Source organism: Priestia endophytica DSM 13796 (assembly GCF_900115845.1).
Classification (GTDB): domain Bacteria; phylum Bacillota; class Bacilli; order Bacillales; family Bacillaceae_H; genus Bacillus_I; species Bacillus_I endophytica.
Genome location: NZ_FOXX01000004.1, coordinates 145147 through 167174, shown reverse-complemented (window position 1 = coordinate 167174; position 22028 = coordinate 145147). Strand labels below are relative to the sequence as shown.

Here is a 22028-nt window from a genome sequence, read left to right as displayed (position 1 = left end):
TAACGATGAATTTAAAGCAGAAAATAGTATTAATTACAGGAGCAAGCAGGGGTATTGGAGCGGAGATGGCCAGACAGTTTGGTGCCGCAGGATCAATTGTTGTTGTTAATTATTTGAACAATGAGAACCTTGCGGGTGAAGTCGTTAGTGAAATTGAGGCAATGGGCGGTCAATCCGTTGCGATTAGGGCAGATGTGACAGATAGCAATCAAGTAAATGAAATGATAGAATCGGTTGTCGATTCCTTTGGCACCATTGATGTAGTTGTAAACAATGCCTTAAGCCACTATACCTTTAACCCTAAAACAAGAAAAACAGCGTGGGAGATGGAATGGGAAGATTACAACCAACAATGGGAAGGAAGCGTACATGGCGCTTATAATATATGTAAGGCTGTAATGCCTCATATGAAGAATCAAATGTCAGGAAGAATGATTAATATGGTTAGTAATTTAATTCATTTTCCAATTGTTCCTTATCATGATTATACAACAGCGAAGATGTCATTGCTTGGTTATACCCGAAATCTCGCCAAGGAATTAGGCGGTTTTGGTATTACCGTTAATGCCGTTGCTCCAGGTCTGACTTATCCAACTGATTCAAGCCATGAGACAAAGGAAGATATCAGAAACGAAATTATTCAATTGACGCCTTTGCACCGCTTGGCCCAGCCTAAAGATATTGCTGGCAGTGTATTATTTTTAGCTTCTGATTTAGCCTCTTTTATTACGGGTCAATGCTTAAATGTAGATGGTGGGTTAGTCATGCATTAAGAAAGTTGTTAAGTAATGCTTTACTAACATTACAAGTAATCACGTAGATAAAAATGTTATCTAAAGGTAAAATGAATAAAACACTATATAGAAGAGAAAAAAAGTCATAGATTCCTTTATTAATAAGGAGTCTATGGCTTCTTCACTTTCCGAGACTGGTTTATATAAATTAGGTTTACATACCATATACATTTACTAATGAATAGAAAATGCTTACAATAGGAGAGAAATATTAAATGATCTAAATATTCAACTAATTTAATTGGTTAAATATTAATCCGAAGTGTGAAGTTGAAAAACAGCATTCATTAGGAGGTGTTCAAGTAGGTTCATTTTCTCACCTTAAAGTTTTTTAAAATCAAAGAGTCATCAAGGGGGTTATTATGGAAGAGAAAGTTTACTTTCAAGCAGAACATGTATTTCGTGAAGCTGCTGAAACATTATTCTTGGAAGAAAAAGCAAAGTTACAGTTATTATTGCCTCATGCAGAAATTCATCATATAGGAAGTACAGCCATACCCGGAAGTCTTACTAAAGGGGACGTAGACATACAAGTGATAGTGAATCAAGAGCATTTTAATTCATCTAGAGAGGTTTTAGTAAAACACTATGATGTCAATTCAGGAAGTGTGTCATCTGACACATTCATTTCGTTTAAGGATGACGATAGAGATCCTCCTTTAGGTATCCAATTAACCGTAAGAAACTCATCTCTCGATATATTTTGGAAAATCACAAGTGTTTTAAGGGAAAATGAAAATTTGAGGCAGCAATATGATCAAATTAAACAAGAATTTAACGGTAGGAGTATGGAAGAGTATAGAGAAGCCAAAGCGAGGTTCTTAACAAATCTCATGAAAACGGATGATTATAAGAATAAGTGAAAATGATTTTTTATCCTTTGATATTTATATAAAAGAGGTGGGGTGTCTTTTACTACCGATCATTCCTAATATATGAATTGATTATACATGAAGCATTCATAGCTATTCTATCAAGTAGTGACCGAAATTAGTTGTAGTTACAATTATACCAATATTAATAGGAAATTATAATCCTTCAATTATTGAAATTAATCATGGTCTTTTATATGATTTTGAATTGATAACAAGTTATATTGACTAATTGGAGGAGACTATGAAGTTTTTAAAAAAAGCTTTTAAACGTAGAACTACATGGCTGATTTTCGGAGTGATAATAGCTTTTATTTACTTGAATAATAGTTCTTTACTAGCTCAGAAAAGAGAGAGTCAACCCTTTTTGCTTGCTCATAGAGGTGTTGCACAAACATTTACTATGAAAGATATTCAAAATGATACATGTACAGCCGAAAGGATTTACAAACCGGAACATAATTTTTTAGAAAATACCATTCCTTCTATGGAAGCTGCTTTTGAGGATGGAGCTGATATGGTTGAACTTGACGTGCACATCACAAAAGACAATCAATTTGCCGTATTTCATGATTGGACAATAGATTGCCGAACAAATGGAACAGGCGTTACAAGGGATTATACAATGGCTGAGTTAAAGAAATTAGATATTGGATACGGGTATACGGCTGATGGAGGAAAAACATATCCTTTTCGAGGTAAGGGAGTCAACCTTATGCCTTCCCTGAATGAAGTAATGAAACATTTTCCTCACCAAGCATTTCTTATTCATGTGAAAAGTAATGATCCAGAGGAAGGAAGACAACTAGCCCAATATTTATCCCCATTTTCTAAAAAGCGCCTGAAAAATATAACGGTTTATGGGGGAGACGAACCTATTGATTCATTGAAAAGGGAAATGCCAAATCTAAAGGTTATGTCTAAAGCAACTATGAAAGCTTGTCTCATTCCATATATAGCAACAGGATGGACAGGGAATGTACCTAACGCATGTGAAAACACAGAATTACATATACCAGAAAAAATTGCTCACATCCTCTGGGGATGGCCAAACCGCTTTTTAAATCGAATGGATGATGTAAATACTCGCACAATTATTGTTGGTGGAGATGGAAGTGAGTTTTCAACTGGTTTTGATTCTATTCAAAATTTAAAAAGACTTCCAAACGATTATTCAGGGGGCATATGGACCAACCGTATAGATAAAATAGGGAATTACTATAAAGATGAAGAGTAATTTCTAAGAACAAAAATGTATTTAAACTTTACTTTTTTATCCATTTATAGTATGATAAAATCATTAAGTTAGATTTCAATGGTAATAACAATAAATTAATGAGAGGTGCTTTTTGTGAGTGCGGTAGGTTCTAAATAGGAAAAGTTAAATGAAATAAATACGATAGCAGAAGTGGATAAGGTACACAATGGACCCTTATTTTGCTATGAATTTATTTCAAAACCTATGAAGATACCTACAGTACTTTATAAAGCATGTAATAGTAAGGGAATAAGGGAATAGCTCTATTTTAATGGCTTATTTCCTTATACATATTACACTTGCCTTGTAATGTAAAAAGCTGCGGTATCCCCGCAGCTTTTTTGTGTTTATATAAGTAGCAAATGATATTCTTTTATGCTTGAAACCCCATTGAAATCTAATGAGTAGGTATCTTCGCTTGTGAAATGAATAAATCACAGTGAGGAGAATGGAAAATGAATCATGCGACTTATGAAAAGTTACAATATAACGAATTAAAACAGACCGTTAGATCTTATTGTGTAAGTGGATTAGGTAAACAATTACTAGATAAATTGAAACCAAGTACAAATATAAAAATAGTTAAAAATCGCTTGAATGAAACAACAGAAGCACGAGCAATCTTAGACGCTGAGGGACATGTGCCGTTTTTAGGAGTATCCAATATCGATCATACAATACAAAACCTTGAAAAAGGGATGATGCTTGATCCAAGTGAGTTGGTAAGTGTATCAGACTTTTTAAGAGGATGTAGAAAAATGAAAAAGTTTATGATGAATAAAGAATTTTTCGCACCTGTATTAACATCTTACGCCAATTCAATGACTGAATTTAAAAGTATTGAAGAAGAAATTAATTTTTCAATTAAGGGAAACCGTGTAGATTCAGCTGCAAGTAAAGAGCTAAAACGAATACGACATAACATGGAAGTAGCGGAAGAAAAAATAAAGGAACGCTTAAATAAATTTCTCAATAGCAGTTCATATAAAAAGTATATTCAAGAATTCTTTATTAGTAAAAAAGATGATCGATATACAATTCCTATTAAAGCTTCCTATAAAAACCAGGTTCCAGGAACCGTAATTGAGGTTTCTTCTAAAGGTTCCACCGTGTTTATCGAGCCAAATACCATTACAAAGTTAAATGGAGAACTTGCAAGCCTAAAAGCTGAAGAGGCGATAGAAGAGTATCAAATATTAGCTACGTTATCAGGAGTGCTTTTAGAGAATATTCATGAAATCAAGATAAATATGGACCTTATCAGTCAATATGATATGGTGTTTGCGAAAGCAAAATTCAGTAAGCATGTTGGAGGGATAGAACCGAAGTTAAATGATTATGGATATATCAAATTAGTTGATTGTAAACATCCCCTTTTAACAAAAGAGGCTGTACCACTTCATTTTGAGATAGGGAAAAACTATCGTAGCTTGATTATTACGGGTCCTAATGCTGGCGGGAAAACCATTGTTCTAAAAACCATTGGATTAGTCACATTAGCAGCAATGTCAGGCTTTCATATTATTTCAAACAAAGAAACGGAAATAGCCGTATTTGAAAACATCTTTGTTGATATTGGAGACAATCAAAGTATAGAAAATGCGTTAAGTACATTTTCATCTCATATGAAAAATGTATCAGAGATTATGAGAGCATCTAATAATAATACCCTTTTACTATTTGATGAAATAGGAAGTGGTACAGAGCCAAATGAAGGATCTGCACTTGCGATTTCAATTTTAGAGGAATTTTACCAAATGGGATGTATAACAGTAGCGACAACTCATTATGGCGAAATTAAACGTTTTTCCGAAATGCACAGCGACTTTATGAATGCAGCAATGCAATTTCATAGTGATACATTAGAGCCAATGTATCAATTGTTAATAGGAAAATCAGGAGAAAGTAATGCACTTTGGATTTCTAGAAAAATGAATGTACGAGAAAATGTTCTACAAAGAGCGAAGCACTATATGGAGAACAAAGGATATCATTTAGAACGGGTAGATGAGAATAAAATAAGAAAACCTAAGGTTGTTAAAGAAAAGAATGAAGAAAAGTATGAATATAAAAAAGGCGATCGTGTAAAATTATTAGACTATGATGACTTTGGGATCATCTATAAAGAAATGGATAATTTCTATAATGTTGTGGTGTTCTATAATGAAGAATTTATCGAAGTAAATGTTAAGCGGATTTCCCTAGAAATATCAGCAAAGGAACTATATCCAGACGGCTATGATTTAGAGACCTTGTTTATCGATTATACTACCCGAAAAACGCAGCATGATATAGAACGTGGTTCAAAAAAGGCGCTTCGTAAAATCCAAAAAGAGATAAGAAAGCATAAAGGGTGAGATGAAATGGCGATAATGATTAGACAAGAGAGACAGGAAGATTATAAAAAAACAGAGGAACTTGTAAAACAAGCATTTTTACATGCAGCGTTTAGCGATCAGAAAGAACATGAACTTGTATATCGGATTAGAACATCTGATGCGTTTATTCCTGAACTTTCATTAGTGGCAGTAGATAACGAAATTGTAGGGCATATTATGTTATCTAAAATTAAAGTCGTAAATGATGATAGGGCTGTAGATTCCCTGACTCTTGCCCCAGTTTCTGTATCACCAAATCATCAGAAAAAAGGAATTGGAAGTTTATTAATTACTCATACATTAAGAAAAGCAAAAGAGCTTGGTTATCAGTCTGTTATTGTATTAGGGCATCAAGATTATTATCCAAAACTCGGATTCAAACCAGCAAGTTTATGGAATATAAGATCACCATTCGAAGTACCAGACGAAGTATTTATGGCTATAGAGTTAACTAAGGACTCCCTTAAAAATACACAGGGTGTTGATCAATATTCTCAAGCATTTTTTAAATAAGATGAGACATATTTGATACTCATGTTGATTAAAAATGGAAGGAGCATAATATATGTGTTGCTCATGCTGTCCTGTGTTTGATAAATCCCTTATCTAAAAATGAAAATATGAGATAAGGAGTGTTGAATGTGCTAATTCAAGAGAAAATCATTCAAAACGTTAAAAATAAATGTATTGAAGATGAATCAGTCTCAGCTTGTATGATGTATGGGTCTTTTACTAAAGGGGAAGGAGACCAGTATTCAGATGTTGAGTTTTATATATTCATTAGGGATCAGGATATAAATCATTTTAACTCTAGATACTGGATCTCTGAAGTCAACACCGCTGATCTGATATTTTACAATGAGTATGGAACAGAGGTAGTCATATTTTCAAATATGATTCGGGGGGAATTTCATTTTCTCCCTGAATCAAAAATGGAAATTATCAAAAGTTTTAAATCTACTGGAGTTTTTCCAAACCCTGAGTCTATGTATGTTTACGATTCTACAGAACAATTACAGCCTTTGCTTGAAGGATTAGGTGGATCTGGTCCAGAAAGAATGACAGATAAAAATGTAAATTTCGCTTTTAATAACTTTGCGAACGCTTGGCTGATGGGTGTAAATGTAATGAAGAGAGGAGAGTTAGCACGTTCTCTAGAGGTGTTAACACAAGTGCAAAAATATATATTACAACTCATAAGAGTAAAGGAAAAAACGGTAGAACGTTGGTTAAACAGTACCAAAAACTTAGAGGCGGATATAAGTGTTCAATCTTATCATGACTATGTTTCAATAACTGCAAAACTAAGAGAGTGTGAATTGAAAACAGCTTATAAGAATGCCTTAAAAATGGTTGAAAAGCTGCATAACAATTTAGGTGCTTTTTACATGGTAGATATAGATTCAGATTTTATTAAAAAGCTTTACATTCATTTAAATGAATAACTTTAAATATAAAGGGCTCTCTGTTAGTAAACAGGGAGCTTTTTATATTTTTAGTATTTTTCTCGGAAAAGCAATGGAACCTACCCTTCTTAGATTCCCATTAGCCAAAGCAACTAATTTGCTTGTGATAATAAAGTGAAAATTGTCACCAGAAATAGTGAGGGAAGTGATCATGTAGCTTCTCTAGCACTTTTCAAAAATGGTAGCAGAGATTATATTTTCTATTTTGTTTTGGTTCTCAGGGTCTAAGTATAAAACAGAGAAGATAAGAAAAAATATGAAGAGCTTGTTAATCCTTTTTATTACTTCAAGGGGGAATTAGATTATGACAAACTTAGATGGCAAAGTTGCAATTGTAACGGGTGGTGCTTCTGGTATCGGATTAGCTACTGCTAAAGCTTTTCTAGAAAAAGGAGTGAAAGTCGTTATTGGGGATTACAATAATGAAGCTGGAGTAAGCGTCGAAAAAGGGTTGAAAAAACATATAAGGATGTTTTATTTATCACAGTTAATGTGGCTGATGAGCAATCAGTTGAAAATCTTGTTTCTGAAACCGTCAAACATTTTGGAGGGTTAGACATCATCTTTAACAACGCTGGGGTTGGTGTTCAAACACCTACTCACGAATTAACGGCTGAAGAATATAAGAGAGTGATTTCTGTGAACCAAGATGGTGTTTTTTACGGGATTAAATACGCTCTTCGTGAAATGCTTAAAACGGGTGGCGGTTCTATTATTAACACTTCTTCTATTTTGGGCACAGTTGGTGAACCAACTTCTATTCCATATGCTGCAAGTAAAGGTGCTGTTAATTTAATAACAAAGTCCGTTGCATTAGAATATGCGGATCGGAATATTCGAGTAAATGCTGTAGCTCCTGGATTTATTGAATCTGGACTAGTGAACAAAGAGGCAATGGGTGAGTACTATGATGGTCTAGTAGCCAAACATCCTATTGGTCGACTAGGTGAACCAAAGGAAATTGCACATGCTGTTATATTCTTAGCTGAAAATGACTTTGTGACAGGTACAACACTTCTTGTTGACGGTGGATACACAGCCAAATAAGACTTTTATAACAACTCGATTCTTTTTATTATTACGAGTTGTTCAATATATAATAGTGGACTTCTTAAAAGTCTGATGAATAATAAAAAGGATAAATATGTCGCATATAGTGGACAAATTAGCTAACTTTAAATAGCCTTCTATCATTTGGATGATAGAAGGCTATTTAAGTTATAGGACAGTTATAACTTGCCATTAAAGTAAGAGAGCATAAATAATTACCTATTATCCTGGGAATGGATTATTTATTGCCACAAAATCTAGAAAGATTGAAAAAACGTAACCAAGCAGATCTAATTCACTACCCTAGTTTGAATACGAGGAAACAGAATATCCTTTAGTATGGATAGGTATAACAGTTATTGTACAACATAATATCAATTGGTACATATACCCAACTTAAATCGTATAAACGCTATAGTTTATCCCAATAAATTATAAAAGGTGGATGAAACGAAATGCTTGACCCTAAAACAATTGAAATTGTTCAATCAACAGTACCGGTGTTAAAAGAACATAGTGAAGAAATTGGAAAAAGGTTTTACGAGTTACTATTTGAAAAAGCTCCTGATTTGTACAATATGTTTAATCAAACAAATCAGAAACGCGGGATTCAGCAGGAAGCGTTAGGATATGCGGTTTACGCTGCAGGAGAACACATTACAAACTTAGAGGCTATCAAGCCTGTAATCGAAAGAATTTCTCAGAAACACCGTGCCATAGGGGTAAAAGAAGAGCAGTATCCCATTGTGGGGGAGACTTTACTTCAAGCAGTAAAAGATGTTTTAGGAGATGCTGCTTCTGATGAAATTATTGAAGCATGGGGAAAGGCCTACGGATATATTGCTGATGCTTTCATTAATCTTGAAAAGAACCTTGAAGAAGAAACAAAGAGTCAGCCTGGCGGGTGGAATGGATATCGAAGTTTTTACGTAGATAAGAAAGTTGAAGAAAGCGATAATATCACATCATTTTATTTAAAACCTGCTGATGGAAAAGCCATTGCTTCTTATAAAGCTGGACAGTATTTGACGCTAAAAGCAACGATACCAGGTGAAAAGTATACTCATATTCGTCACTACAGTCTTTCAGAATCTCCTGGAAAACCGTATTACCGAATCAGTGTAAAACGTGAAGATGCTCATGATAATAGTCCGGACGGGATTGTCTCAAACTATTTGCATAACCAAGTACAGACTGGAGAACAATTGGAGTTTTCTGCTCCAGCAGGAGATTTTGTTCTTGATCATAGTGAATTACCGGTTGTGTTGATAAGCGGAGGGATTGGGATTACGCCCGTACTCAGCATGTTGAATACTTTAGTTGAGACACAATCTACACGTCAAGTGACTTTTATTCATGGAGCCATTAATAGTAAAACACATGCCTTTAAAGAACATGTAATAGAATTAGCTGAGAATCAAGCAAACGTTAAGTCATTTATTTGTTATAGCTCTCCTAATAAAGAGGACCGGATTGGGCATGATTTTGATAAAGAAGGGATCATTGATCTAGACGTATTAAAATCTACCGTTCCTTCAAAAGAATCCTTATTTTACTTGTGCGGGTCCATTCCCTTTATGGAATCTATTCTAACTGCATTAGTAAAATGGGGTGTATCAAAAGAAAATATTCATTATGAAGCATTTAGTCCTGTAGCACTTTTCGAAGAAGAATGACGGATCCTCCTGAAGAAGCTCAAATTATTTTTTGAGCTTTTTCTTTATTTTTAAGCAAGGATTAATAAACAAAGAAATTTTTTTCGATATATTGTATTTATATGCTGCTAGAACAGTAAAATTGTAGAGAGCATGGCTAACTATGTAGCTGCTATGGAACTAACGAAATAAAAAGTATGACAACTGAATTGAAAAGGTGATTTTAGAATAGTAAGGAGTGATTTTAAGTGTATAAGGTTGAAATTAGGAGGCCACGAATGGAAGATACTGAGGAAATCCAGCAATTTTTTAGAACAGTCATTCAAGATACATTTGCCAAAGAAGGTTTATCAGAGTTACTTGAGGATATGGAAAATGAAATTAAAGATAAGAAAAGATACTTAGAATGTGACTTTGATAGCTATGGAAAGGATCGATATTTTCTAATAGCTCTAGATAAAAAGCATAATCAAGTTATTGGTACTATTGAATACGGTCCTGCTAGTGATCTGATTAATTGTTGTACAGATGGAGAATTAAAAGAATGGAATGAGATAGGAACAGTATTTGTTCATCCTACTTATCAAGGAATGGGTATAGGAACTTTACTCTTAAATGTAATGATTCTTACTTTGCAGAATAGGGAAATTAAAGAATTTTGTTTGGATAGCGGATACATCAATGCACAGAAAATATGGAAGAAAAAATTAGGAGAACCTCATTATTTGTTGAAGGATTACTGGGGAGATGGAAGTGACCATATGATTTGGAAAAAACGCACAAATGATATGTCAATTATATTTAGTAGATGATTAAAATATATAGTGTAAAGTAATTTAACAAAAAAGAAGATTTGAAACCTACTTGCTCTCATAATGTTACTATCTAATATTATTTTATACAGATGAGGAACAAAGAAAGAGAGGACGTAGTATGAGTAACAGAAAAAAATGGAGTTTTCACATACCTTTACAACCCGAGTTTAAAATGAAGACAGCTTATTATATAGAAAAGAGAGAGTTTGATCAGAAGAGAAACAAGTATTATTTGTATTATCAATTTAAGTGCGATTCTATTTCTAACTCAATGATGGTGATTCCTGACGGATGTATAGATATTTTGTTTACTTGTGTGCCTCAAGCCCCTTATGGAAAAGTTTGTGGAAGTGTTCTTAGAAGTAAGGAAATCCAACTTGTTCCAGGGGCAGAATACTTTGGTGTGAGGTTACCTGCAGGACGAGAGTCTTTGAATTTAAATTGTTCTATGAAGGATATAGTTGAGTGTGAAATTCCGATAAAGGATCTATTGTTATTAGACGATCCTGCGCATCAATTAGCCAATATCCCTTCATTTGAAGGAAGAATACAGCGATTCCAAGAAACAATCGGCACCATATTTTTAAATGAAAAGAGTTATTCTTCCGTTGTAAGGAATGCCTTATATAGCATACATTTAAGTAGAGGAAATATCACGATGAACGATTTAGCTCAGAAGTCAGGTTTCTCAACAAGATATATACGTAAAAAATTTGAACAAGATATCGGAATTTCTCCTAAGTTATTTTCACAAATCGTTCGTTTTCAATGTTCTCTGTCTATGTTTATGAACGATAAAAATTATTCAATATGGGATATAATTGAGGAAAGTGGATATTATGATCAAGCGCATTTAATTAATGAATATAAAAAATTTAGTTATTACAGTCCAAGACAGCTAATGGACACCATTACGAAGGGAAAAGCATGGGTTATGTAGCATAGGGATTAAGATATGGGCTTATAAGAGAGAATATTCTGACAAATACTTGAGACTATTTAGAAGAATCTATATAATATATACAATAAAGTTGGATATAGGTACAAGAGATACATATACAACCTTGTTATTTCAATTTTATATGAAGAGATTCATTTTAGAGTTGAAATAATATGCATTTTAATGTAAGCGTTTTCTTTTAGGCGTAAATAATCGATGTTTATCCAGCACTAAGGGATGAACTGTATCTTATTAAGAGATGAAAAGTTACATAACCATTTATGATTAATATCCCATTAAATATTTAAAGGAGATATATATGGTGATTTGTTTACCTAACGTAAAGAATAATAGCTATTTACCGTCCCAACCTGAATTTAAATCTTACACAGAGTATTATGTGGAACATAGGGAGAAAGGTTTAAAGAATGAGCCTATTCTCATTTTCTATCAATTTAAAGTGAGAGATATAAAAGAGAAAGTTACGGTTGTTCCAGATGGATGTATTGATATTTTAATTAGCTGTGATGAACGCTTACCAGGTGCAAAGGTTTGTGGGAATGTTAGTAAAAGTAAGTGTATAAATCTGATCCCAAATACGACTTACTTTGGTATTAGAATTCCGTATCTCTATCATATTCAAAAAATGGACTATACTTTAAAGGAACTGCATGATCAAGAGCTTCCCTTAATTGAGCTTATTTCAATGGATAATACAATTGTAGAAAGAATTGTAAAAGAAGATTACTTTATAAAGAGGATAGATATATTTAATAAAACGTTGAGAAATATCTTACTTGATTTTCATACATCTTTTCCTGTGGAGCAAGCTATACATTTTCTTTACTCAACGAGGGGGAATATATCTATGAATCAATTAGCAAATGAAATAGGCTATTCAACAAGATATTTGCGTAAACAATTTGAAACTCACATTGGCATTTCTCCAAAACTGTTTAGTAAAATTATCAGGTTTCAATGTTCATTAAATATGCTGTTAAATAATAACCATTACACAGTAAATGATGTTATTTATGAGAATGGATATTATGATCAGTCCCACCTCATTAATGAATTTAAGGATTTTGGATATATAACCCCATATAAGCTTACTGGAAGAAGATAGGAAGGAATATGATAAAGAGATTTATAGGAAAAAGCATTCTTTGCTTATAAAGAATGCTTTTTTTATATTATTCTCCAATAAATATTCTGATTGTTCCGATTTATCCAATAAATTTAAGTTGTGTCTTGATAACCTTTAATTACTGGAAGGGACTTATAAGCTAAACCACACGGAGGAGGAATTACTTAGAGCGAGGTTAGTAGAGAGTTACTCTATAGACTACAGTAGAAAGGATATTGGGATATGAAATATTATAAGATGTTTATTGATGGAAAATGGGTTGATTCCATATCAGGTAGAAGCTTTGAATCTATTAATCCTGGGACTGGGGAAGTACATGCTATTGTAGCAGAGGCCGGAACAGAAGATGTAGAATATGCGGTTAAAACAGCTCGGCAAGCATTTGAAAATGGTCCTTGGGCAAGAATGGACCCAAGTGAACGGGGACGCTTATTATATAAAGTTGCTTTAAAAATGAGGGAGAAAGCGGAGTTTCTTGCTGAAGTAGAATCAGCAGATAACGGATTGCCTATTAATGAGACTAAACTGATTGAGATCCCAGCGACAATTGATGTTTTAGAGTTTTATGCGGGTATGGCGAATAAGCTAAGTGGAGAAACATTGGCCTCTCCGATGAACCGATTTAATTATACATTAAGAGAACCTTTAGGCGTTATCGGAGCAATCGTTCCATGGAATTTCCCGCTCATGCTTACAATGTGGAAAGTCGCTCCTGCTCTTGCAGCGGGAAATACAATTGTGATAAAACCAGCAGAGCAAACACCAGTTAGCATTTTGGAGTTAGTGAAGATATTCCAAGAGGAGGGTCTTCCGGATGGGGTCATTAATGTAGTTCCAGGGTTCGGTCACACAGCAGGTAATGCTCTAGTTTCTCATCCTGGAATTGATAAAATTGCTTTTACAGGTTCGACGCGTACAGGCCAACTTATTATGCAATCAGCAAGTGAAAATTTAAAACCTATTTCATTAGAGCTTGGTGGGAAATCACCAAATATTATATTCGATGATGCAAACTTAGAAGATGCGATAAATATGGCTTCTTTTGGAATCTATTTCGGCCAAGGACAAGTATGTGCAGCTGGATCCAGAATCTTTGTTCAAGATTCAATTTATGATGAATTTATAGAACGCTTTGTTAAAAAAGCCCAATCTATACGCGTTGGAAATCCGCTTGATTCAACAACCCAAATGGGTCCTCAAGTTTCAAATAAACAGCTGGAACAAATTGAAAAGTATGTATCAATAGGAATAGAAGAAGGGGCCAATCTAGTAACGGGAGGAGAACGCTTTACAAGAGCTGGGGATGGATACTACTTCACACCAACAGTTTTTGAAAATGTTACAAACCAAATGACTATTGCTAAAGAAGAGATCTTCGGACCAGTAGCTTCAATTATCCGATTTAGTGACGAAGCAGATGCCCTTCAAAAAGCAAATGAAACCATTTATGGATTAGCATCCGGAGTTTGGACAAATGACTTAAAACGTGCACATCGCATGGCACGTGGAATTAAAGTAGGGACAGTTTGGATCAATGCGTATAGCTTTCTGGATAGTGGTGCCCCATTTGGAGGAACAAAACAAAGTGGATTTGGACGCGAATTAGGAGTGCAAGCTCTAGAAATGTATACTCAAACAAAACACGTTTGGGTGGATTTAAATGAGAGAGCAATGAACTGGTATGGTGGCTGAATTTCTACATGAACACCTCATTCTTCCTGTAACTCTATTAGGAAAGAATGACGGAAGTTTTATATTTTGAGAAAAAGAGATGTAGTAAGAATTCGATCTTTTTATTGGCTATTTGGAAAGGGGGAGAAGATTGGAGACAGAGAAATCAGTACATGACATAGACTTTCGTCCAAATAAAATTGAACTTAATCGAACATTAAAGTTAAGAGATTTAGTAATCTTTGGCCTAGGATTCATGGCTCCAGTAGCAGCGATGTCCTTATTTGGAATTATAACAGCCATTTCCGAAGGACATTCAGTGCTTTCTTATATTATTGGATTTGTTGCTATGTTATTTACAGCCTACAGTTTCGGAAAGATGGTAGAAGCATATCCTGTAGCTGGTTCTACTTATACGTATGCCCAGCATGCTCTTCATCCTAAGATAGGTTTTATTGCAGGGTGGGGAATGCTACTTGATTATCTTTTAATTCCTATGCTTACCTTTCTTATTAGTTCTAATTTTGCACATGCTCTTGTGCCAAGTATTCCGATTTGGGCATGGGTCCTTATCTTTGCCCTTCCTATTACAGTAGTAAATATAATGGGTGTTGAAGTTGCTGCTAAAGTAAATACAGTATTAGTCCTTTTAATGATTTTGGCTGTTTTAGTTTTTCTTATAAGTGCAGGCCATTATATTGTAACAGGAAACTTATCCCTTATTCAGTTTGAGGCGATCTATGATCCCAGCCATTTCTCTATTGGCGCTATTATTAGCGGATCTGCTATCGTTATCGTTGCTTATCTTGGATTTGATGCTATTACAACATTAGCAGAAGAAACAAGTGTAGGCGGGAATAAGATTGGGTTAGCTATCGTGTTCACATGTGTTATTCAAACTATATTTTATGTTTCAGTAACCTATTTAGCTGTGATTATAGTAGGCCATTATACAGTGATTAAGAACCCGGATACAGCCTTTTTTAACATACTCGATACTATTGGTAGTCTATTTCTTCAGACCTTTATTACAGTAATGATTATAGCTTCTGGGGTAGCGAGTGCATTGGCGAGTCAATCAGCTTCAAGTCGCTTACTTTTAGGAATGGGGCGTGATAATGTCATGCCAAAGAAGTTTTTTGGGTATATCCATCCGAAATATAAAACACCGGTTAATAACATTCTTTTAATGTCTATAGCTGGCATCATAGGGGCTCTATCGCTAAATATGCAATTGGTATCAGATCTTGTCGCATTTGGTGGATTATTAGGGTTTGCCTTTGTCAATATATGTGTGATTAACCATTACTATATAAAAAATAAGCAAAGAAATGTATTGAAATATTTAATAATTCCATCATTAGGAACCATCGTGTGTCTCTATATTTTATGGGGACTTTCGACAGCTGGGAAAACAGTAGGCCTTTTGTGGTTAGGTCTAGGTTTTATTTATCTTATTGTTCGATCCTCATCCTCAAAAGAATTCAAAGCCTTCTTATCTAATAAAGAGGAAGCAACAATTGATGGAGGTCCTAAGTGAGAACAGGGGATTTTTTCCCCATTAATATAATTTAGGAGGAATACGTATGCAAAAATTATCGAAAGGTTCTACTTTTACACATTCCGAATTAGCAGAGATTGATAAGAAACATTATTTGCACCCAACTACTCCCCCAAAAGCACATTACCTATCAGGTCCCCCTACTATTTTTTCGGAGGGTCGTGGAGTGTATCTTAAAGATTTACAAGGTAAAGAACGAATTGATGGTGTGTCTATGCTTTGGAATGTAAATTTAGGATACGGAAATGAAGAGTTAGCTGAGGCGGCTAAGCAACAGATGCTAAAACTTTCTTATAGTTCTTCATTTAGTGGACAATCAAACGAACCAGCTATTCTTTTAGCTCAAAAAGTGGCTTCAATGGCACCTAGGGACTTAAATGTTTGTTTCTTTACATCAGGAGGATCAGAATCTAATGATACAGCTTTCAAGTTAGCTCGTTTCTATTGGAAAGTGAAAGGAAAGCCAGAGCGTACAAAGATTATTTCCCTAGATCAATCATTCCATGGGGTTACAGTAGGTGCTACAAGTGCTACTGGGATAGAAGGATTTCAAAAGTTTACAACTTCCAATGCTCCAAACTTTCTTAAAGCCGCAGCTCATGCAGTAGAAGCTGAACTTGGAGATAAAACGGATCCAAACTATACACGCTCTATTAGAGGAACGATAGAAGCAGAGGGAGCAGATACCATCGCTGCCGTGATTATCGAACCAATTCAAGGAGCAGGAGGAGTAAGATTTCCTCCTAAAGGATATATTGAAGCAGTACGTAAACTTTGTGATGAACATGGTATCTTAATGATTGCTGACGAAGTAATCTGCGGATTTGGGCGTACTGGAAAAATGTTTGGTGTAGATCATTGGAACGTAGTACCAGATTTTCTTTGTGTAGCAAAAGGAATTTCAAGTGGATATGCTCATCTTGGAGCCGTCATTATGAGAGAACATGTTAGGGAAGCGTTTGTGCAATCTGATGAGATGATGTTTCACGGATTCACATATAGCGGTCATCCTGTTGCTTGTGCAGTCGGATTAAAAACGATTGAAATGATTGATAGAGACAACATTGTGGAAAATAGTCGAATGCGTGGCGAAGAGTTATTAAGAGGTCTTCAATATTTAGAAAAAAATCATAAACATGTAACGAAAGTAAGAGGTCTTGGCCTTTTAGCGGGGATAGAGCTATTTAGAGACCCAGAGAGTGGTATTCCATTTGCCCCATCTGAACATGCTGCAGCACAATACACAGATATTTGTATGGAGCTAGGATTACAGCTACGTTATTTTGATTGGAAAGGGACAAACACAGTAGCCCTTGCACCACCGCTTATTATTACGAGTGAACAAGTGGAAGAAATCATTAGCAGAATGGATAAAGCACTTAAAAGATTTGAAGAACAAATTTAAGTTTATGAATAAACATGGCATCGGGGGGGGAGCTAAAATTTCTAGGCTTCCCTTTACTTGTCATGAGAGAGGGAAAAGGGTGAAAAAACCACTTCATATCAAGTTATCTATGACACAGCCAAATCAAAGTTAAAAAATACAAAAGAAGAAGTGATTGTACACCGCTTCTTTAAGAGATATGGGAGGAATGAAAATGGGGAATAAAATGGGGTTTATTTGTGATGAAAGCTATTTCTGGCATGATACAGGAAATGGAGCGCTTTTTTTGCCACCAGGTGGATGGATTGAGGCTGATGAACATGGGGAAAGTCCGAAAAGTAAAAGGAGAGTGAAGAATCTTTTAGAAAGAAGTAGATTTATAGAAGAACTGCACGTTTTAAAGCCTCGTTCCGCTACAAGGAAAGAAGTAGAATGGAATCATGCTCGTTCTTATATTGATCGAGTAGAATACTTAAGTCGTACTGAGGGAGGAGATGCAGGAGAATTAGCAATTGTAGGGAGAGGTTCTTATGAAATAGCCCTATTATCTGCTGGAGGAGTGATTTCAGGGATTGATGCAGTGATGAAAGGTGAAGTTCAAAATGTATATGCTCTCACAAGACCACCGGGACACCACGCTGAAAGGGATAAAGGTATTGGGTTTTGTCTTTTTAATAATGTAGCCATTGCTGCCCATTACGCAAAAAAAGAATATAACTTGAAGAGAGTTTTAATTATAGACTGGGATGTTCATCATGGGAATGGGACGGAGAGTTCTTTTTATAATGATCCAGAAGTATTAACAATCTCCCTTCATCAAGAATATAATTTTCCGTCTAATAGAGGTTATGCTGAGGATGTTGGGGAAGATAGCGGGGCAGGTTTTAATGTTAATATTCCCCTACCTGCTGGAACAGGAAATGCGGGATATTTGTATGCTATAGAGAAGATTATCAGTCCGATAGCAGAACAATTTAAACCAGAGATTATCCTTGTAGCCGCTGGTCAAGATGCAAGCGTCTTTGATCCTCTAGCCCAAATGATGGTAACAGCAGAAGGCTTTAAAGAAATGGCTATTGCCATAAAAGAATTAGCCAAGCGTCTTTGTCAGGGACGTTTAGTTCTATGTCATGAAGGAGGATATAGTGCAGCATATGTGCCAATTTGCACGCTAAAAATTATAGAAGGGATAAGTGGGTTACAAAGTGAAGTAAGAGAAGACCCGTATTATGAAACAATAAAAGGACTTCCTACAAATATTTTAGCACCTCACCAAAAGCAAGCTATCCAACAAATAATAGAGATACAATCTCCATTTTGGAAGTTTGAGAATTTATCCCGAGTATAAAATATAAAGTTATGATGTTAAAAAGCACTGGGGTTAATAGTTAACACCAGTGCTTTAGTGCTTTTTGATGGACTTAAAGTTCTTCGCTACTAAACATTAAACGTTTCATTAAACGTTTCAATAAGACGTTTGGCACTTTTAGATATGTAACGATCTTTTAGCCAAATTACAGCTGCTTTTGATTCAATGACACAGTCATTAACTTTAATGATTTTCAATCCGTTTAAAGGAAACGAGGATAAGGTTGATTCAGGGAGTAAGGTAATGCCAGAGCCTGATTTCACGAGAGATAAAAGGATAGCAGCATCTGCACATTCACATACAATATTAGGTTTTAAATCGTTCTTCATAAAAGCCTCCATTACAAGTTCATACAACCCTGTTCCATCTATACGGTGTAATAACATAAGAGGCATTTTAGCAACCTCTTTTAATGAAAGTGATGAATGCACCTCTAAATCCTCGGGAACAATGGCTACAAACTTTTCTTTTGGTAAAGGCAGAAAAGAAAAGTTCTCCATATCTACCGGTAAGCGAACAACTGCAAATTCAATCTTTCTTTCTTGCAGATATTTGGTAAGTTCATAGGAATCTCCCTCAAGTACTCTATAGGTTACTAGAGGATATTGCTCTCTAAATAGACGGATTCTTTCTGATAAATAAGAAAAGCATGTTTTTACAGTCCCAAAAGCCAATATTCCTCTAAGTCCTTCTCCTGTTTCTTGAACTTCTACATTGATTTCTTCTAATTTTTCAATAAGGTCTTTGCCGCGTTTATACAATGTTTTTCCGGCTTCTGTAAGTTCCATTTCCTTTCCGTTACGTTCTAATAGTAAAACACCTAATTCTTGTTCAAGCAATTTTAACTGATGACTAAGAGGGGGCTGCGCCATATGTAGTTTCTTAGCGGCCCTTGTAATTTGTTTTTCCTCAGCAATAGCAGTAAAGTAGCGGAGCTGTCTTAAGTCCATAAGCTTATCCTCCTTGTTTCGGTATACTTTTTTCGTATGGAAAACCAATTTTTTAAGTAATTTTCATATATCTGACATTATGATACATTATTTTTGTAAGCGATACCAATATAAAATTCTAAATATTTTTAATTTTTAGTTATTTTGTAGGTGTAATAGTAATTGCTTAAAAAATTCAGGAAAGAAGGAGAAAAAACGATGTCAAAATTCGAACAGGTGAAACAAAAATTAAGAGGATCAATTGCTCCAATTATTACCCCATTTAATGAAGACGGTTCTGTTGATTTTGAGACGCTAGAATCTCTTATTAATTGGCATATTGAAAGTGGAAGCCATGGTATTTCTGTTACGGGAACTACAGGAGAACCTAGCTCTTTAACAATCGAGGAACGAATTCAGGTGATAGAGCGAGCAGCTAAAGCCATTAATGGTCGGGTTCCTTTTGTCCCTGGAACAGGATCTACAAATCATGAGGAAACGCTTTATTTAACAAAAAGAGCAAGTGAGATTAAGGGAGTAGACGGGGTACTTATTATCGTTCCTTATTACAACAAACCATCTCAACATGCTCTTTACAAACATTTCAAAAAAGTAGCAGATACAGTACCGAGTCTTCCGATTATCGTCTATAACATTCCTGGAAGAACCTCAGTGAATTTGGAAGTAAAGACACTAGCCAAATTAAATAAAGATTGCCCTAATATTATTGGCGTTAAAGAATCAAACAAGGATTTTGAGCATGTTAATCGTGTGTTATTAGAATGTGGAAGAGACTTTCTTCTTTACTCAGGTATTGAATTACTTTGCTATCCAATGCTTGCAATTGGGGGAGCTGGTTATATCAGTGCGACAGCAAATGTTGAACCTAAAAAAGTGGCAGAAGTTTATGACGCATGGAAAGAAGGCGATGTAGAACGAGCTGCAAATCTCCACTATGAGTTAATGCCATTAAATGATGTTCTTTTTAAAGATACGAACCCAGCTCCATTAAAAGCAGCGCTAGGGATGATGGGCCGAATTAAACCTATTCTTCGTTTACCGATGGATTTGCCGACACAGGAACTTCAAGATGAGATTCGTGAAGTCCTACAGCACTATGTTGAACTTGATAAAGTCACAGCGGAGTAAAATAAATGAATTAAAAGGCAACAAGGAAATGATATAAAGGATGTGAAAAGATGAGAAACGAGACAGCTATTACTACGACAAGAATGAAAGATGTGCATGTTGAACGTGTAAAACTCTATATTAACGGTGAATTCGTAGAAACAAGCTCTAAAGAAACATTTGAGAATACAAATCCATTTACAAATGAAGTTATTAACACTGTTTCATCTGGGCAAGAGGAAGATATAAATAAAGCGGTAGCAGCGGCTAAAGAAGCCTTTGAAGGTTCATGGGGAAAGATGAAAGTCCAAAATCGAATGGAGTATATTAATAGAATTGCAGATTTAATTGATGAAGATATTGAAGAGATTGCCTTCTTAGAATCTATGGACACAGGTCTTCCTATTAGCCAAACAAAGAAAATGACGGCTCGTGCTGCAGAAAATTTTCGCTTCTATGCCCGCTTAGTTCAAACAAAATTACATGGCGAATCATACCCGGTAGATGACGAGTTTATTAATTATACATTATATAAACCGCTTGGACCTGTTGGACTTATTACACCATGGAATGCTCCATTTATGCTCGAAACTTGGAAAGTAGCACCAGCTCTCGCAACAGGAAACACCGTTATTCTAAAACCTGCAGAGTTATCTCCGCTAACAGCAGATAAGTTAGCCAAAATCATTCATAAAGCCGGGTTACCAGAAGGCGTTTTTAACGTCATACATGGATTTGGAGAGAGTGCTGGCGCTGCTCTTGTTGCTCATCCAGATGTAAAAGCTATATCGTTTACAGGAGAAACGACAACAGGGGCAACAATTATAAGAAATTCAGCGGATACATTAAAGAAAACATCCATGGAACTTGGAGGTAAGTCTCCTCTCATTGTATTTGATGATGCAAACTTTGATCAAGCACTTGATGCAGCTGTTTGGGGAATCTTTTCTTTTAATGGTGAACGCTGCACAGCGAACTCACGCGTGTTTCTTCACAAAAATATAAAAGATAGATTTGTTAAAGCATTAAAAGAACGTGTAGTAAATATTAAAATTGGGGACCCGATGGATCCTTCTACACAGCTTGGACCTTTAATTGAAAAAAATCACTTCAATAAAGTAAAACGCTATATTGAGATTGCGAAAGAAGAAGGTTGTGAAGTTGTTCAAGGAACTGTACCAGAAGAAGTAAAAGAAGGTAACTTTGTTCCACCAACTCTTCTATTAAATGCAACAAATGATATGAAAGTATGTCAGGATGAAATTTTCGGACCTGTTATGGCTGTTATTGAATTCGAAACAGAGGAAGAAGTTATTTCTCTAGCAAATGACACGAGATATGGTCTAGCTGGATACGTATGGACAAACGATATTAAAAGAGCCCACAGAGTTGCACAAGCAGTTGAAGCAGGCATGCTTTGGATCAATGCACAAAATGTTCGCGATCTTCGCATTCCATTTGGAGGAACGAAAGATAGTGGTATTGGTCGTGAGGGAGGACATTACGCTATTTTTGAATTTTATACTGAACCAAAAGTTATTCATGTAGCTATTGGTAATCATCATATCCCTCAATTTGGAAAGTGATGAACATCAATATGATAGCAGTGGA

The 22028-nt window shown here is 35.2% G+C and carries 17 protein-coding genes and 1 pseudogene; 17 read left to right on the top strand and 1 reads right to left on the bottom strand.

The window, feature by feature from the left end; genetic code table 11:
• Positions 1-5 precede the first annotated feature (5 nt).
• The 15 genes and pseudogenes from BM012_RS09805 to BM012_RS09735 all read left to right on the top strand — a co-directional run bounded on the left by BM012_RS09805 (position 6) and on the right by BM012_RS09735 (position 18339).
• Complete coding sequence (locus BM012_RS09805; protein ID WP_061804279.1) at positions 6-773, top strand: 3-oxoacyl-ACP reductase; 768 nt, start codon at positions 6-8, stop codon at positions 771-773.
• A 383-nt stretch (positions 774-1156) separates the two neighbouring features.
• Positions 1157-1657: a GrpB family protein gene (locus BM012_RS09800; RefSeq protein ID WP_061804280.1), complete on the top strand. Its 501-nt coding sequence runs from the start codon at positions 1157-1159 to the stop codon at positions 1655-1657.
• Positions 1658-1910: 253 nt separating this feature from the next.
• Entirely contained in the window at positions 1911-2903 is a 993-nt protein-coding gene (locus tag BM012_RS09795) for a glycerophosphodiester phosphodiesterase family protein (protein WP_061804281.1), read from the top strand.
• 476 nt (positions 2904-3379) lie between these two features.
• The gene (locus BM012_RS09790; RefSeq protein WP_061804282.1) at positions 3380-5281 is read left to right on the top strand and encodes an endonuclease MutS2; all 1902 of its coding nucleotides are present in this window, start codon (positions 3380-3382) and stop codon (positions 5279-5281) included.
• 6 nt (positions 5282-5287) lie between these two features.
• Complete coding sequence (locus BM012_RS09785; RefSeq protein ID WP_061804283.1) at positions 5288-5815, top strand: GNAT family N-acetyltransferase; 528 nt, start codon at positions 5288-5290, stop codon at positions 5813-5815.
• Between the two features lie 128 nt (positions 5816-5943).
• Positions 5944-6747 carry a hypothetical protein gene (locus tag BM012_RS09780; RefSeq protein WP_061804284.1) on the top strand — a complete coding sequence of 268 codons (804 nt, stop codon included), beginning with the start codon at positions 5944-5946 and terminating at the stop codon, positions 6745-6747.
• A 325-nt stretch (positions 6748-7072) separates the two neighbouring features.
• Positions 7073-7815: pseudogene (locus BM012_RS09775) on the top strand (SDR family NAD(P)-dependent oxidoreductase).
• Positions 7816-8273: 458 nt separating this feature from the next.
• Positions 8274-9494, top strand: coding sequence for an NO-inducible flavohemoprotein (gene hmpA / locus BM012_RS09770; protein ID WP_061804285.1), 1221 nt, complete (start codon positions 8274-8276; stop codon positions 9492-9494).
• A gap of 227 nt (positions 9495-9721) precedes the next feature.
• Positions 9722-10285, top strand: coding sequence for a GNAT family N-acetyltransferase (locus tag BM012_RS09765; protein WP_139210325.1), 564 nt, complete (start codon positions 9722-9724; stop codon positions 10283-10285).
• 121 nt (positions 10286-10406) lie between these two features.
• The gene (locus BM012_RS09760; RefSeq protein WP_061804287.1) at positions 10407-11228 is read left to right on the top strand and encodes a helix-turn-helix domain-containing protein; all 822 of its coding nucleotides are present in this window, start codon (positions 10407-10409) and stop codon (positions 11226-11228) included.
• A 319-nt stretch (positions 11229-11547) separates the two neighbouring features.
• Positions 11548-12354 (top strand): helix-turn-helix transcriptional regulator, encoded by an 807-nt coding sequence (locus BM012_RS09755; protein ID WP_061804288.1) that lies wholly within the window; start codon positions 11548-11550, stop codon positions 12352-12354.
• A gap of 243 nt (positions 12355-12597) precedes the next feature.
• On the top strand, positions 12598-14067 hold the full coding sequence (locus tag BM012_RS09750) for an aldehyde dehydrogenase family protein (protein ID WP_061804289.1): 1470 nt from the start codon (positions 12598-12600) through the stop codon (positions 14065-14067).
• A gap of 130 nt (positions 14068-14197) precedes the next feature.
• Positions 14198-15586 carry an APC family permease gene (locus BM012_RS09745; protein WP_061804290.1) on the top strand — a complete coding sequence of 463 codons (1389 nt, stop codon included), beginning with the start codon at positions 14198-14200 and terminating at the stop codon, positions 15584-15586.
• A gap of 46 nt (positions 15587-15632) precedes the next feature.
• Positions 15633-17012, top strand: a complete 1380-nt coding sequence (locus tag BM012_RS09740; RefSeq protein WP_061804291.1) for an aminotransferase family protein — start codon at positions 15633-15635, stop codon at positions 17010-17012.
• A gap of 193 nt (positions 17013-17205) precedes the next feature.
• Positions 17206-18339, top strand: a complete 1134-nt coding sequence (locus BM012_RS09735) for a class II histone deacetylase (protein ID WP_061804292.1) — start codon at positions 17206-17208, stop codon at positions 18337-18339.
• An 89-nt stretch (positions 18340-18428) separates the two neighbouring features.
• On the opposite strand, the gene BM012_RS09730 is transcribed toward BM012_RS09735, so the two are convergent.
• The gene (locus BM012_RS09730; RefSeq protein ID WP_061804293.1) at positions 18429-19310 is read right to left on the bottom strand and encodes a LysR family transcriptional regulator; all 882 of its coding nucleotides are present in this window, start codon (positions 19308-19310) and stop codon (positions 18429-18431) included.
• A gap of 198 nt (positions 19311-19508) precedes the next feature.
• Here BM012_RS09730 and hpaI point away from each other — a divergent pair, with 198 nt between their 5' ends.
• Positions 19509-20438, top strand: coding sequence for a 2,4-dihydroxyhept-2-ene-1,7-dioic acid aldolase (gene hpaI / locus BM012_RS09725; RefSeq protein WP_061804294.1), 930 nt, complete (start codon positions 19509-19511; stop codon positions 20436-20438).
• 50 nt (positions 20439-20488) lie between these two features.
• On the top strand, positions 20489-22003 hold the full coding sequence (gene hpaE, locus BM012_RS09720) for a 5-carboxymethyl-2-hydroxymuconate semialdehyde dehydrogenase (RefSeq protein WP_235606153.1): 1515 nt from the start codon (positions 20489-20491) through the stop codon (positions 22001-22003).
• Positions 22004-22028 lie beyond the last annotated feature (25 nt).